The sequence below is a fragment of the Fluviicola taffensis DSM 16823 genome (assembly GCF_000194605.1).
GTDB lineage: Bacteria > Bacteroidota > Bacteroidia > Flavobacteriales_D > Crocinitomicaceae > Fluviicola > Fluviicola taffensis.
This window is the reverse complement of sequence record NC_015321.1, coordinates 2,833,612-2,847,645: the sequence shown is the minus strand read 5'-3', so window position 1 is coordinate 2,847,645 and position 14,034 is coordinate 2,833,612. Positions and strand designations below refer to the sequence as shown.

Annotated in this window: 10 protein-coding genes; 3 read left to right on the top strand and 7 right to left on the bottom strand. The window is 37.7% G+C overall.

Annotated elements, in window-relative coordinates:
• Nucleotides 1-9: 9 nt before the first annotated feature.
• The gene (gene dinB / locus FLUTA_RS12370; protein ID WP_043023800.1) at nt 10-1,104 is read right to left on the bottom strand and encodes a DNA polymerase IV; all 1,095 of its coding nucleotides are present in this window, start codon (nt 1,102-1,104) and stop codon (nt 10-12) included.
• A gap of 64 nt (nt 1,105-1,168) precedes the next feature.
• On the opposite strand from dinB, the gene FLUTA_RS12365 reads away from it, so the two are divergent.
• Nucleotides 1,169-2,236, top strand: a complete 1,068-nt coding sequence (locus tag FLUTA_RS12365; protein ID WP_013687222.1) for a DUF2891 domain-containing protein — start codon at nt 1,169-1,171, stop codon at nt 2,234-2,236.
• Between the two features lie 47 nt (nt 2,237-2,283).
• Here the strand turns inward: FLUTA_RS12365 and FLUTA_RS12360 are convergent, their stop codons facing one another.
• From FLUTA_RS12360 to FLUTA_RS12335, 6 genes are all read right to left on the bottom strand, one after another.
• Nucleotides 2,284-3,057, bottom strand: a complete 774-nt coding sequence (locus FLUTA_RS12360) for an enoyl-CoA hydratase/isomerase family protein (protein WP_013687221.1) — start codon at nt 3,055-3,057, stop codon at nt 2,284-2,286.
• Between the two features lie 12 nt (nt 3,058-3,069).
• Entirely contained in the window at nt 3,070-3,636 is a 567-nt protein-coding gene (locus tag FLUTA_RS12355) for an RNA recognition motif domain-containing protein (RefSeq protein WP_013687220.1), read from the bottom strand.
• A 124-nt stretch (nt 3,637-3,760) separates the two neighbouring features.
• Entirely contained in the window at nt 3,761-4,735 is a 975-nt protein-coding gene (locus tag FLUTA_RS12350; protein ID WP_013687219.1) for a coiled-coil domain-containing protein, read from the bottom strand.
• Nucleotides 4,736-4,833: 98 nt separating this feature from the next.
• Entirely contained in the window at nt 4,834-6,393 is a 1,560-nt protein-coding gene (locus FLUTA_RS12345; RefSeq protein WP_013687218.1) for an aldehyde dehydrogenase (NADP(+)), read from the bottom strand.
• 3 nt (nt 6,394-6,396) lie between these two features.
• Nucleotides 6,397-6,648 carry a phosphoribosylformylglycinamidine synthase subunit PurS gene (gene purS / locus FLUTA_RS12340; RefSeq protein ID WP_013687217.1) on the bottom strand — a complete coding sequence of 84 codons (252 nt, stop codon included), beginning with the start codon at nt 6,646-6,648 and terminating at the stop codon, nt 6,397-6,399.
• Nucleotides 6,645-7,547, bottom strand: a complete 903-nt coding sequence (locus FLUTA_RS12335) for a CDP-alcohol phosphatidyltransferase family protein (RefSeq protein ID WP_013687216.1) — start codon at nt 7,545-7,547, stop codon at nt 6,645-6,647. The genes purS and FLUTA_RS12335 overlap by 4 nt, the downstream gene beginning before the upstream one ends.
• 138 nt (nt 7,548-7,685) lie before the next feature.
• On the opposite strand from FLUTA_RS12335, the gene FLUTA_RS12330 reads away from it, so the two are divergent.
• Entirely contained in the window at nt 7,686-8,789 is a 1,104-nt protein-coding gene (locus FLUTA_RS12330; RefSeq protein WP_013687215.1) for a putative type IX sorting system protein PorV2, read from the top strand.
• A 9-nt stretch (nt 8,790-8,798) separates the two neighbouring features.
• Nucleotides 8,799-13,997: a putative type IX secretion system sortase PorU2 gene (porU2, locus tag FLUTA_RS12325; RefSeq protein ID WP_013687214.1), complete on the top strand. Its 5,199-nt coding sequence runs from the start codon at nt 8,799-8,801 to the stop codon at nt 13,995-13,997.
• Nucleotides 13,998-14,034: the final 37 nt, after the last annotated feature.

The following is a 14,034-nucleotide window of genomic DNA, read 5'->3' as shown; positions in this document are numbered from 1 at the left end:
TTTCTTACATCAAAACTGAAGAGTCAATTGTTTGTCTTGATCTAATTCAGTTTCTTCCGTATTCAATTTGGAGAAAGAGATCCCCAATAATCGAACAGGTTTATTGATTTCTAAATGTTCCACTAAAAGTTCAATAAGCGGAAAAAACTCTTCTTTTGTCGACATGTATTCCAACACCGTTTTTGCTCGAGTTTGTTGCGTAAAATCGGCGTACTTTATTTTAATCGATACACATTTTCCTGAAACGGACTTCTTTTTCATCCGACGCTCCAAATCAAGTGCAATTTGTTCCAAATTCTCTAAAATTTTCCGCTTGGAATAAATCTCTGAAAAATAAGTATGTTCAACAGCAAACGATTTTCGAATGCGATTCGGTTTTACTTTACTGTATTGAATTCCGCGAACAATGTTGTAAAAGTGTAGCCCTTGTTTTCCGAAATGTTGATTTAAAAAATCGATACTCTTCTGCTTCAAGTCTTTTCCAGTTCGCACACCTAACTCTTTCATCTTGGTAGCGGTTACTTTTCCAATCCCAAAAAACCGATCAATGGGTAATTTTTCTAGAAAAGTCTCAACTTCTTCCGGAATAACTGTTAGTTGTCCGTTTGGCTTATTGACATCTGAAGCTACTTTGGCAGTAAATTTATTGATGGAAATTCCAGCACTTGCTCTTAATCCTACTTCTTGATAAATGCGTTCCCTAATCTCTTTTGCCAATAACGTTGCTGATTGAATTCCTTTCTTATTGGTTGTCACATCTAAAAATGCTTCATCCAAAGAAAGCGGTTCAACCAAATCGGTATATTCGTAAAATATTGCTCTGATTTGGTGTGAAATTTCTTGGTAACGGTCGAAACGCGGTCTAACAAAAATCAGTTCCGGACATAATCGTGCAGCCATCGAACTTGGCATTGCTGACTTCACTCCAAACTTTCGTGCCTCATAACTCGCTGCAGCAACAACACCCCTTAATTTACTTCCTCCAACCGCAATTGGCTTACCGATTAAGTCTGGATTATCCATTTGCTCAACAGAAGCATAAAAGGCATCCATATCTACATGGATAATCTTCCGTACTTCATTCGCACTCTTATCTTCAGACATTTCACAAAGATAATTCATTCCATTCTAAGTTTATTTCAATAGTTTTATGCAAAAGTCAAATCCCATGAAACACTTCTTGTTAGCAATATTTTTGTATCCAATTTTTGTCCATGCTCAAGAACTTAATCTTGCCCAAGCAACCCGATTGATTCATCTGCCTATCAAATGTATGCAACAAGAATATCCAAATAAAATGGGCCAGGTTTTGAATGATTCTACAGATTTACATAGTCCTAAACAGCTTCATCCAGCATTCTACGGCTGTTTTGATTGGCATTCTTCCGTTCATGGACATTGGCTAATTATACGTTTGTTAAAAGAGTTTCCTTCTTTGAAGAATGATAGTCTCATACAAGCCTTGCATACCAACATTCAGCCAAGTACAATTGAGCAAGAAATGGCTTATTTCAAAACCAAAAACAACGGGTCTTTTGAGCGGACCTACGGTTGGAATTGGGTATTGAAATTACAACTAGAACTAGACACTTGGCAAGATCAAGATGGTCAAAAACTGGCAGATGCCTTACGCCCTCTGAGTAATCTTCTGGTCGAAAAATACTTGGAATTCATTCCCAAATTAAACTACCCTATTCGCTCCGGAGACCATATAAACACAGCATTTGGACTCACTTTCTCTTTTGATTATGCCGTTTACACCAAAAACGATTCACTTCAAAAACTGATTACTCAAAAGGCGCAACTATTTTACGGAAACGACCAAAAGTATCCATTGTATTTAGAGCCTGGTGGGTATGATTTTCTTTCTCCTGGAATGGAAGAAATTGATTTGATGCGACGTATTTTGCCAACAAATGAATTTAAAGTGTGGTTGAAAAAATTTGCCCCTCAATTATTCAGCAAAAAGTTCACTTTGGAACCTGGTGTAGTTAGCGATAGAACCGACGGACATTTGGTTCATCTAGACGGATTGAACTTCTCTAGGGCATGGTGTTTATTCGGATTAGTACGCACTTTACCCGAATTGGCACATTTGGAAAAAATCGCTGTAAATCATTTAAACTATTCTCTTCCTAATATTGTTGATGGCGATTACATGGGCGAACATTGGTTGGCAAGCTTTGCTGTACTTGCCTTGTTTGAATCACGAATGGAGATCACCATTAAAAACTAAAAAGGTCATCCACTATAGTGAATGACCCTTTCATTATTTACTTAGATTTACTTTTTCTTAAACGAATTAATCGCATTCACAGTGAAATCAGAAAGAACCAAGGTTCCGCTGATTCCTGCACGCTCTGCAAGCAATTGATCCCAATTTTCAGTTCCTATCCAGAATATTTTTTTCAACTCAGCCATTGCTTCAGGACTTGATTTAGCTAAAACAGTTGCTAAACGAGTTATTTCCTCATCCATTTCATGCTCACTATCGAAAACGTCTGCATATAAACCATTTTGCATAGCCCATTCAGCTGTTCTCCATTCCGTAGCATTAATAGCCAATTGCGACATTGCTGAAAGTCCCATTTTACGCTCCACAGCTGGACCAACCACAAAAGGGCCAATTCCTACTGCAAGCTCTGAAAGTTTCACTTCCGCAAAACGCGTTGCATAACAATAATCTACTGCGGAAGCAATTCCTACTCCACCACCAACTGCTTTTCCTTGAACACGACCAATGATCAGTTTCGGGCATTTTCTACACGCATTAATTACTTGTGCAAATCCGGAAAAGAACACCTTTCCTGTTTCTAAATCTTGAATCGAAATTAATTCATCAAAGCTGGCTCCAGCACAAAACGCTTTATCTCCAGCTGATTTTAAAACAATCACTTTTACTGCTGAATCTTTTCCAGCATCCGTAATTGTTTCAGCTAATTTTCGAAGAATTTTTCCTGGTAAGGAATTACTCATTGGATGTCCGAATTCGATTGTAGCAATACCGAATTCATCTACATGCATTTCTACATGGCCTTGATTAACTGCTTCTGACATGTATTAATTAACTTAATTATCGAATTTTCTACGAGGACGCATTTGACGATCAGTAGATCCACTTGATCCCGATCCCGAGCTAGAACTTGATCCTGAACTAGAACCTGATTCTGAACTAGAAGGTCTAGGATTCGGTTTATAAGTTCCTCCACCTGATGATGCTCCTCCTTCACGTTTGAAATTTGGATTTCGATCATTTGGTCTGTACGATCCACCACCACCTTGTCCGCCCGGTCTTGGTCCGTTATTATTAAACTTTTTCTGTCCACCAAAGCCACCTGGTTTATTACCAAATGCTGGTTTTTTTGGTTTGTCTTCTGGTTTCGGACGATTTGCTTTTGGAGATGCGATTTTCACATCTAACTTCCGGTCATTAACCTCAAAGCCATTTAATGCTTGAATTGCATTGATTGCCTCCTCTGCACTTTCCATTTCGACATAACCAAAGCCTTTTGATTGTTTTGTCTTTGCATCAAACACTACATGTGCTAGATGAACTGCGCCAAACGCTGAAAACGTTGCTAGCAAATCTTCTGAAGTAATCTCCCAGTCAAGATTTGCGATGAAAATATTTGTCATTTACCTAACTTTAATTTTGAACCTAAGGTTCGAATCTAATTTACCTAAAACGTTTCAACGTTTATTCTTTATTTATTAAAAATAGCTCCAGATTTATTAAAACCCGGAGCTAAGTCTTTATTACTTATTTTAATGTAAAGCTATCAGAACCGATAACTTGTCCATCACAGAAAATTTTCACTTTGTAATTCCCTTTCACTGGCTCTTCACCATTGAAATCATAGAAAATTGTCAAATCAATTGCTTTGTTACCGTACTGAATATCGCGTTTCGCTGAGTAAACGAAATTACCGTCAGCTCCAGTTGCTGTTCCACCTGAACGACCTTGCAACGTTTTGCCATCTGGATCAATAATCTGAAGGTAAACTGCACGATCACCAGCAGCTGCAATCGTATTTTCACCAATTGTGAAAGTAGATTTAGCTTGAACACAGTTACGCGCTTTCGTAGTTGGCTCAGTTGTGTCGTTCAACTTCATTCTTAAACCTGTTGAACTAAACGCATAAGCAGCCAGTTTAGAACCTTTTTTCACTTGTTCTGCACTTTCTTCCGCTTGATCTTTATAAGTATCTCGCTCATTTTTAGTCTCAGCCAATTGTGTAGACGTTTCATCCAATTCTGAAGTCAATTTCAGATTCATGGTGTTCAACTGATCAATTTGCTTCACATAACTAATCATGATTTGACGCAACGTTTCATTTTCACGTTTCAACTTAGCAATCAATGAAGCAGTTACTTTTCCGCTCTTTTTAGCTGATTCCAACTCAGTCATCAATCCCTGAATTTTCTCTTTCTGAGCATTCAAACTGTCAGACTTAGATGCATCTTTTTTCAATAAGGCATCATACGTGTCCATCATGTTGTTGAAATCCGACATTAAGTCGTTTGTTGTCTCACTTCCTAAGAAAGGAGCCATCATTTTGTTCATTTCTGCAATGTCTGCTTGAAGCTCTTCATTTTTGGCTGTTGCTTCCTTTAAAGCACCATTTTTTGAACTCCACAAGTAAGTCATTGTCCCTAACAATACTACCAACAAAACAATAATCGCTGTTAATGCTGGAGTCATGTTTTTCTTCGAGCCTGATTCTAATTCTGACATAATCTAAATTTTAAGTACAAATATAATAATAGAACGAATGAACGATAGGGAATTCATCTTGGCAAATAACGCATTTTTAATTTGACCTATCAATACATCTATTCATATTTTCCGTTAAGAAAATGTAAAAAAAATGTGTTTTCGTTGAATAATCTCTTTTCGGAACTAAATTCTTGAGAGAAGTTTTGAAATGCAACCGGTCTTTGGAATCGTTTAATCGCATCCCAACCTACAGAAGTGAAATAGGAATTTAAGCTACTGGGAAATGGTCCTCCATGTTGTTGAGCAAAACTCACTTCTACTCCTGTTGGAACTCCATTTAGAATAATTCGCCCTGATTTAGCAGATAAAATTGGAATTAAATCCTCAATCTCTACAGATGTTTCAGTATACAAACTGGTAGTCAGTTGTCCTTGCAAGGTTTCCAAACATTTTTTCAGTTCCGATTCATCCCGACAAACAACAATCGTTAGATACGATCCAAAGATCTCTTCTTGAATTTGGGGATTGGAACAAAATTCAGAAGCCGTTGTTTCAGCCAAAGATGGCTGGATGAAGTTACCTTCCTTTTTCCCTTCATAAAGCACATTTACCAAAAGAGCGTGTTCTTTTGCCCGTTCAAAATACCGTTTCGAAATTCCAGGATGCAACATACATTGTAAGTCACTTTCAGAAAAAGATTGGATAATGGACACTTTAAATAGGTTGAAATTTGCGGTTTCCTCTACAAACAACAAGCCTGGAGAAGTGCAAAACTGACCAGCATTCAACAAAACAGATCCGCTAATTTGTTGCGCAATCTCTTCAGGGCGCTTTTCCAATGAACTTTTTGTAATGACGATTGGATTCGAACTTCCCATTTCTGCATAAAGAGAGATAGGCTCTTTCCGCTCATTAATTAATTTCTGCAACGCCATTCCTCCACCGATACTTCCTGTGAATCCGACAGCTTTTACACGAGAATCTTGAACCAATTGTTGTCCAACAGTAAAATCTTCAGCTAGTAAATGAGAGAAAACACCTTCAGGCATTTCGTACTCTTTTGCAACATCTATAATAAACTGAGCAGAAATAGAGCTCGTATGTGGATGCATTGCGTGCCCTTTCACAATCACGGAGCAACCTGCAGCAAGTGCCGAAGCAACATCTCCTCCTAATGTTGAATACGCAAAAGGAAAATTACTTGCTCCAAAAACAACCACTGGTCCAACTGGAACATTCATTTTCAACAACGAAGGTTTTGGATTGGGTTTTCTTTCTGGATCTGCTGAATCTTCTTTGATTTCAAGTGCGTAACCCGATTCAACCGCTTTGGCATAATACTCAAATTGAAAACAAGAGCGTTCCAATTCAGTTTCTGCGCGATTTTTAGGCAAACCGCTTTCAGCACAAAACCAATGGATTAATTCGTCTTTATTTGCTCTTACTTTTTGAGCAATTGCTTGGAGAAACAAAACACGCTTTTTGAGGGAAATCAAACGATACTTCTCAAAAGCCATTTGAGCTAGTTCAAGAGCTAAGTTTACTTCTTCCGAAGTTGCTTGGTAAAAAGGCGTTTCGAATGGCTGATTGTTTGTTGGGTTAATCCCAAAAAAAACATGGTTACCAAGATTGCTTCCTTGATAACCAATGTGATTTTTACCTAAATACGGATTCATGGCTTACGCCTCCTCAACCGTATACGAATAACTTTCCATGATTTGGTTTGAAAGTAATTTCTTACAAGCCAATTCCACTTTTTCTGTAGCTACATCTTTAGAAGGTGCATCTACAAAAAGACGTACGTGTCTTCCAACGCGCACTCCAGTAATTTCAGGCAAACCAATAGTTGGCATACTGTTAGTAACAGCTTTTCCTTGAGGGTCTAACAATGCCTCTAATGGCATCACATCGATTTCAGCTTTGAATTTCATGCGTTCGTTTTTTTCCGAAGAATGTGTTGAATAAATGATAATAACAGGTACAAAAGTACAATAATTGGAATGGACCAAATCAATAAAGTGGAAATAAGTATTCCACAACTTATTAAGAAAATATACCGCGTTCCATTTCCTTTCCACTTGAAGTTCTTGAATTTCAGTGCGAAAAGCGGCAATTCAGAGACCAAAAGTACCGACATAACCACAATAATCGGAATCAAAACGATTGGTTGAATGAGCCACATAATCAAATCGTGTTCCCAACCTGTGGTCCCACCGTATTGAGTAAGCAACAATGGAAAAGCCATGAAGAAGATCGTATTTGCGGGAGTTGGGAGTCCAATAAATGATTCCGATTGACGCGTATCAATATTGAATTTTGCGAGACGGAATAAGGAGAAGAATGGGATAATTAATCCAACAAAAGGCAGCCAGTTAATTGTTCCCCAATCAAAAAAATTGCTTTTCCAGTTGCTAATTGCCATCGCCACCCGGAATGTCAGCGGGACGCCATTATCCCCCATTTCCACTATCGTATTGGTAGTAATGAACTCTCCGCTATTCCACAACAAGCCACCGAGCTCTCTGTTATCCCCAAATAATAAATTATGTGGATCCAATGCTGTAGTAGCAAAAATCAATGTAACCAGTATGATTAGACCTGGAGCCAAACCAAACGAGATCATATCCGCCAACGAATCCAATTGTTTTCCCAATTCTCCTTGTTGTTTGAGCAAGCGCGCTACGAAACCATCGAAAAAATCGAGCACTGCGGCTAGGAAAATAAAATAGGGTGCTATATCAATTCTACCTGCAAAAGCCAAAATAATAGCGAAGACTCCGCAAAGCATATTGCTGGCAGTAATCAAATTAGGGATGTTGAACATTTTCATCTGGGGAATGAATATTTTGTTAGTCTTTATAGTTCGAAAAGCTGTAAATTTACACTTCGAATTTATCAATTATACAAGCAGATGCACAATTTTTTATAAAAGATGCAGTTAATAGCATTCGTGAGGAACTTAAATACTATGAAATTTTACCTAATTGTTTGCATCTTTTGCTACACATTCGTTTCGTTTGGACAAAGCTCAGTTGCACCCAAATATTCGAATGAATTCTTATCCATTGGAATTGGAGCTGATGCACTTGGTCTTTCAAATGCCGTAGTAGCCCAAACAAGCGGTGTTAATAGTGGATATTGGAATCCAGCAGGTTTGGCAAGAACAAATAAATGGTTAGATATCGGCCTAATGCACTCGGAATATTTTGCCGGAATTGCGAAGTATGATTATCTAGGATTAGCACATCAAATTGACGAGAAAAGTGCGGTTGGACTATCCATTATTCGATTTGCTGTAGATGATATTCCGAATACGACTCAATTGATTGATAACGAAGGGAAAATCGATTACGATAAAATCACCACATTTACTGCTGCAGACTACGCATTCTTATTGTCTTATGCGCGAAAACTGAAAATAAAGGGATTAGCTGTTGGTGGAAACTTTAAAGTGATTCACCGAAAAGTGGGAGATTTTGCAAAATCTTGGGGATTTGGAATTGATGCAGGTCTTACTTACGAGAAAAGTGAGCGCTTGAAATTTGGAGCTGTCATTCGCGATGTAACATCCACTTTCAACGCATGGATGTTCACATTGGATGAAACGACCAAACAAGTATTTACTTTAACAGGAAATGAGATTCCTAGAAACGGATTGGAATTGACACTTCCTCGGATTATTTTAGGAACTTACTACAAACAACCACTTGGAAAAAAGGGAATTTTTGTTTCTGGTGAATTGGATTTAGACATCACAACAGATGGTAAGCGAAATACGATTTTAAAGACAAACGTTGTGAGTTTCGACCCGCATATCGGAATCGCTTTTGGATTTAAAGAGTTGGTTACTTTGCGCGGAGGAATCTCTAATATGCAATACATCAAAAATTTCGATGACTCAAAGAAGCTTACCATTCAACCAAATATTGGTATTGGATTACATTTTAAAGCGATATATTTAGATTACGCATTTACAGATATTGGCGATGCCTCAACAGCACTATATTCCCATGTCATTTCATTGCGACTGGCATTGAACAAACCAAAAAATGCCGCAAAAAAAGATGAATAAGAAGAGCCTATGAAAAAACTCTACTTAATACTACTTACACTTTTACCTGTTGTTTTCGCGTGGAGTCAACCATACGGAAATGAATGGATTGATTATTCCCAAAAATTTTACGGTTTCAAAATCGTACAAAATGGATTGTATAAAATCGATTATGCAACACTTACAGCCAATGGAATTCCAATTTCAGGACTAAACCCCAACACTTTTCAAATCTTTGGTAAAGACAAAGAAGTTCCTGTTTACATGGTTGACAATGGTGACAATTCATTTGACCCCGGAGATTTTCTCTTATTTTACGCCTACAAAAATGATGGTTGGCTAGATTCCACCATGTTTGCAAGACCCAATCAAATGGCTAATCCAGGCTACAGTTTAATTAATGACACGATTACCTATTTTTTCTCTTGGAAAAGCACAGGAACTGGTCTTCGATTTGCGCTTCAACCAGATCAAAATTATTCCAACTATACGCCCAGTAACTTTGTTCGTTCAGAATTCCGAAGCACTTATGGAAGTTCTTACTGTGAGGGAATTGTTGAAGGCGATGCCGCTGGATCTATGTATTCTAGAGGAGAGGGTTATGGATTACCCGAAATAAGTTCATTTGGATCAGATTATCTATCAGAAGTTCCAATTCCTACTCCAAGTGTTTATACCGGTGCTGGAGCTTTACCTGTAAAACTAGAATGCCGGGTTTCCTCAAACTCTTCTGGATTGGGAAGTACGAATCCACTTGCTCACAATCATCACACCAAATTATCCTTTGGAACAGGAAACTTATTAATCATTGACACAACTTACAGAGATTATTTTCAAGTCAAAACAAGCAGCACTTTTTCTGCTAGTAATTTGAGCAATGGAACGACTAATATTCACCACGAAATCATTGCGGATTTAGGAGTTACTGTCGATCGACAAATTTTTACTTATGCAGCCCTTTCATATCCAAAACAAACCTCCAGTAACAATCAAAGTTTCGATCGCTTTTTTGTTCAAAATGGAGCTCTAAAAAGCCGTATTGACTTAGCTAACTTCAGTGGAACTTCTCCTCTAGTTTTGAGTCTTGGTTCAATTCCAAGATATGAAATACCTACTCAAAATGCAGGTATATTGCAGTTCATCGTTCCAAATAACACCTCATCGAATGAAACGGAAGTAATGGTACTCGATATCAATTCTTCGATTCCAGTAAATATACTTACTCCTGTAAATGGAACTGGAATGTTCACCAATTTCAGTGCATTAAACATTGATTCCGCCTTGCTTTTCGTTTATCATCCAAGTTTAAGCAGCAGTACGGAATCTTATAAAAACTACCGTGCTTCAAGTGCTGGCGGAGGCCATAATGTAATCAAAGCAAACATCGAAGAATTGTATCTACAATTTAGCTCGGGAATTTTAAAGCATCCAGTTTCTATTCGTCGATTCGCGGATTTTATTTACGATAACAGTACTCAAAAACCAGAAGGATTATTTCTTATTGGAAAAGGGTTAAACTTTAGTGAAACTCGTTATTCAGACCCCGGTTTTGTAGCTTGCTTGATTCCTCCATTGGGCTATCCGGCAAGTGATAATGCCATTACCGCGGGTTTAATTGACCCGTTTACTTGGGAGCCACTTATTCCCACTGGGCGCCTTTCTATGCGAACCAATACAGAGGTGGAGAACTACCTTTCCAAGGTGGAGCAATATGAGGACGCTCAAAACAACACTGGTCTAAATTTTTCAGAAACGAAGAAATGGCAAAAACAAATCTTGCATTTTGTAGGAGGCTCATCTGTCAATGAACAGAACTCATTTCAAGGACAGATGAATATCATGAAAGGCATTGTTGAAGACACTGTTTTTGCAGGAAATGTTACGAATTACTTTAAAACATCCAGTAATCCTTTAGATCCAAATGTCGTTTCTACTGTAACCCAAAAAATTGAAGATGGTGTCTCAATTATGACCTTTTTCGGTCACGCTGCTGCCTCTAACAATGGTTTTGAAATCAATATTGACGAACCTAGTAATTGGGATAATTTCGGGAAATATCCAGTTGTTATTGGCAATTCGTGTTACAATGGAAACATCTTTTCTTCGGTTAATTCTACTTCTGAAAATTTCGTCAATATTCCAAATGAAGGAGCAATTGCATTTTTATCAAGTATTTCAGTTGGTTATGAATACTATCTTGCTATTTATTCAAAGGAACTTTACCGTCAATTTTCTTATAAAAGCTATGGATCAACATTTGGAAGTCAAATAAAAAAGACCATTAAAAAAATGTATACGGATTATGGAACATCAACTCCAATGTCTGGTCAAGCTTATCTTGAATCTACTTGTACGCAAATGACCCTCCATGGAGACCCGATACTTCGAATAAATTACAGCACAAATCCTGAGATAGATATTCAAGTAAATGATTTAAGCCTAAGCCCAAGCAATATAAATTTATCCGTAGATAGTATTGAATTAACCTTCACCATTCGCAATATTGGAAAATCAATCATAACACCCATCAATGTTGAAATTAGAAGAAACTTCCCTGGCTCTACTGTAGATTCATTAAAAACGTTGTTCTTACCGAGACTCAATTACGATACAATTATCAAACGAAAATTCCCATTACAAGCCGAATTTAGCGCTGGAGTAAATACTTTTACCGTTTCAGTGGATATCCCCAGCTTTTATCCAGAACAATATGAAGAGATTTCAAATAATCAGGCCAGTGCTAATTTCTTTTTAAATATTGACGGAATACTTCCTGTTTGGCCATATAACTATGCCGTAATTCCTCATGACACGATAACTGTTAAAGCATCTACCATCAATCCAATTGCTGGAATAAGAACTTATCGTTTTGAATTAGATACCACTGATACTTATGATAGCCCTCAACTTAGACGCTTTTCAGTAACTGGTTTGGGCGGAGTAAAAAGTGTACGACCTACTGAATGGCGCTCCGCATTTGGTTCTGCTTTCCCATTGATTTGTACAGATAGCACCGTTTATTTTTGGAGAGTTGCCGTAGATAGCATAACTCCAAACTGGGCGGAATATTCTTTCCAATACATTCCAGAGAAAAGTGGCTGGGGCCAGGACCATTTTTTTCAATTCAAAAACAATGGCTTCTCAAATATAAACTACGATAGAACTACCAGAAAAAGATCTTACCTTCTAAATGATGTCCATACTATTGGCATCATAAACATGAAATCAACTGCTCTATTTGACACCTACTACATTGCTTGGTCAATTGACAATCAAACAATGGATTACGCGACGTGTGATTACAACCCATATATATACGTTGGTGTAGTTGATGGTACCACATTAGAAGCATGGAAAACACATTGCCCAGGATGTGCAGCGAGTAATAATGATCCTTCGATGAACTTTGGAAATTTAAACAATCTTGGAAACCAAGGCGGACAGGGTTGCAGAAATCGCTATGAATATTATTTCACGTTTAATCAAACGGATCCAGCGTCCATGGCTAATTTCCAAAACATGATTCAAAATGGGATTCCTGATAGCAATTATGTTATCATCTATACACCATATAGCACCTACTTTGATTTATGGAATACAAACAATCCAAGTGTGTACACGATGTTTCAAAATTTAGGTTTTTCATCCGTGAATGCAACTCAGCCTAACGATCCATTCGCACTATTCTTTAGAAAGGGAACTACCGCATTTAATGAAGTTAAATTTTGGACAGATAGCCAGCCGACGAATGATATTCCAGCAGGAGTTCCAAAAATAAAAATTCTGGCAAATGTTGTAAAACCAGCTTATATCGGGGTAGAAAAAACACCCCAAATTGGACCCGCTTTCAAATGGGAAACCCTTTATTGGAGAAGAGATTCTTTGGAATCACCGTCAACAGATAGTGTTCGTATACGTATTGAAAAATATGACCTTACAAATTCATTGGCTGGTACTATCGATACCTTGTTTACTCCCATTGACTCCATCATTAATCTGAACAGCTTAGTTGATGCTACCATTTACCCCAGAATAAAAATTGGAATCTATAACTCAGATAAAATTAATCTAACACCTGCACAAATAGACCGCATTCATGTTCTTTACCAACCAGTTCCAGAAGCTGCCATTGACGGATCATCTGGATATTATGCTTCGGTAAGTGGCGACACCTTGTATGAAGGACAGGATTTCAGTTTTGCAGTTGATGTTACAAACATCAGTGAATACGATATGGATTCACTATTAGTCGATTACTGGCTCGAAGACGCACAGCACATTAAACATGTGATTCCTTATCCCAGACAAGATTCTCTGCGTGTTCATCAGTTCATTCGGGACACCATTCAATTCAGCTCCATAGAAACAACTGGCTATAACATTCTTTGGATGGAAGTAAATCCCTATGTAAATGGTTCTTTGGTTCAAACAGATCAATTGGAACAATATCATTTCAACAATATCTTACAATTACCTGTTTTTGTAGTCGCAGATGATCAAAATCCCATTTTAGATGTCACTTTTAATGGACAGCACATCTTGAACGGAGATATTATTGATCCTACTAGTGAAATATTAATTACTCTAAAAGATGATAATCCATACTTGGTGATGGATAATATTTCGGATACAACACTCTTCGGGATTTACTTGACAGGGCCTGATGGCATTCAAAAACGCATTCCGTTTATTGATGCTTCTGGAAATACAATTATGCAATGGTATCCTGCAACTGGGCAAAATTTGAAATTTAAAATCGTTTATCCAAAAGAATTTTTAAGCGATGGAATCTACCAACTTTTTGTTCAAGGAACTGACCGATCAGGAAATGTTTCAGGAGATTATGAATATAAAGTGCGATTTGAAGTAATTCGTGAATCATCCATTACTCAAATGATGAATTATCCAAACCCGTTCTCAACAAGTACACGCTTTGTTTTCACATTAACGGGTACAGAAGTTCCAGATGACATTATTATCCAAATCATGACCGTATCTGGACGCGTAATTCGTGAAATTACAGAAGATGAACTTGGGGTTATTCGTATTGGAAGAAACATTACCGAATACGCCTGGAATGGAACCGATGAATTTGGAGATCCACTCGCAAATGGCGTATACCTGTATCAAGTGAAAGCGAAAATACTAGGTGAAGATATCAAACACCGAGAATCTGGAGCTGATCAATACTTCAAAAAGAATTTTGGAAAGATGTATTTGATGCGGTAAGAGAAAGCACTGCTTTCGATAATGAGCAAACGTTAGT

What these genes read in the sequence shown, in the direction of transcription:
- dinB (WP_043023800.1), bottom strand. Translation starts at nt 1,104, where the DNA reads ATGTCTGAAGATAAGAGTGCGAATGAAGTACGGAAGATTATCCATGTA.
- FLUTA_RS12365 (WP_013687222.1), top strand. Translation starts at nt 1,169, where the DNA reads ATGAAACACTTCTTGTTAGCAATATTTTTGTATCCAATTTTTGTCCAT.
- FLUTA_RS12360 (WP_013687221.1), bottom strand. Translation starts at nt 3,057, where the DNA reads ATGTCAGAAGCAGTTAATCAAGGCCATGTAGAAATGCATGTAGATGAA.
- FLUTA_RS12355 (WP_013687220.1), bottom strand. Translation starts at nt 3,636, where the DNA reads ATGACAAATATTTTCATCGCAAATCTTGACTGGGAGATTACTTCAGAA.
- FLUTA_RS12350 (WP_013687219.1), bottom strand. Translation starts at nt 4,735, where the DNA reads ATGTCAGAATTAGAATCAGGCTCGAAGAAAAACATGACTCCAGCATTA.
- FLUTA_RS12345 (WP_013687218.1), bottom strand. Translation starts at nt 6,393, where the DNA reads ATGAATCCGTATTTAGGTAAAAATCACATTGGTTATCAAGGAAGCAAT.
- purS (WP_013687217.1), bottom strand. Translation starts at nt 6,648, where the DNA reads ATGAAATTCAAAGCTGAAATCGATGTGATGCCATTAGAGGCATTGTTA.
- FLUTA_RS12335 (WP_013687216.1), bottom strand. Translation starts at nt 7,547, where the DNA reads ATGAAAATGTTCAACATCCCTAATTTGATTACTGCCAGCAATATGCTT.
- FLUTA_RS12330 (WP_013687215.1), top strand. Translation starts at nt 7,686, where the DNA reads ATGAAATTTTACCTAATTGTTTGCATCTTTTGCTACACATTCGTTTCG.
- porU2 (WP_013687214.1), top strand. Translation starts at nt 8,799, where the DNA reads ATGAAAAAACTCTACTTAATACTACTTACACTTTTACCTGTTGTTTTC.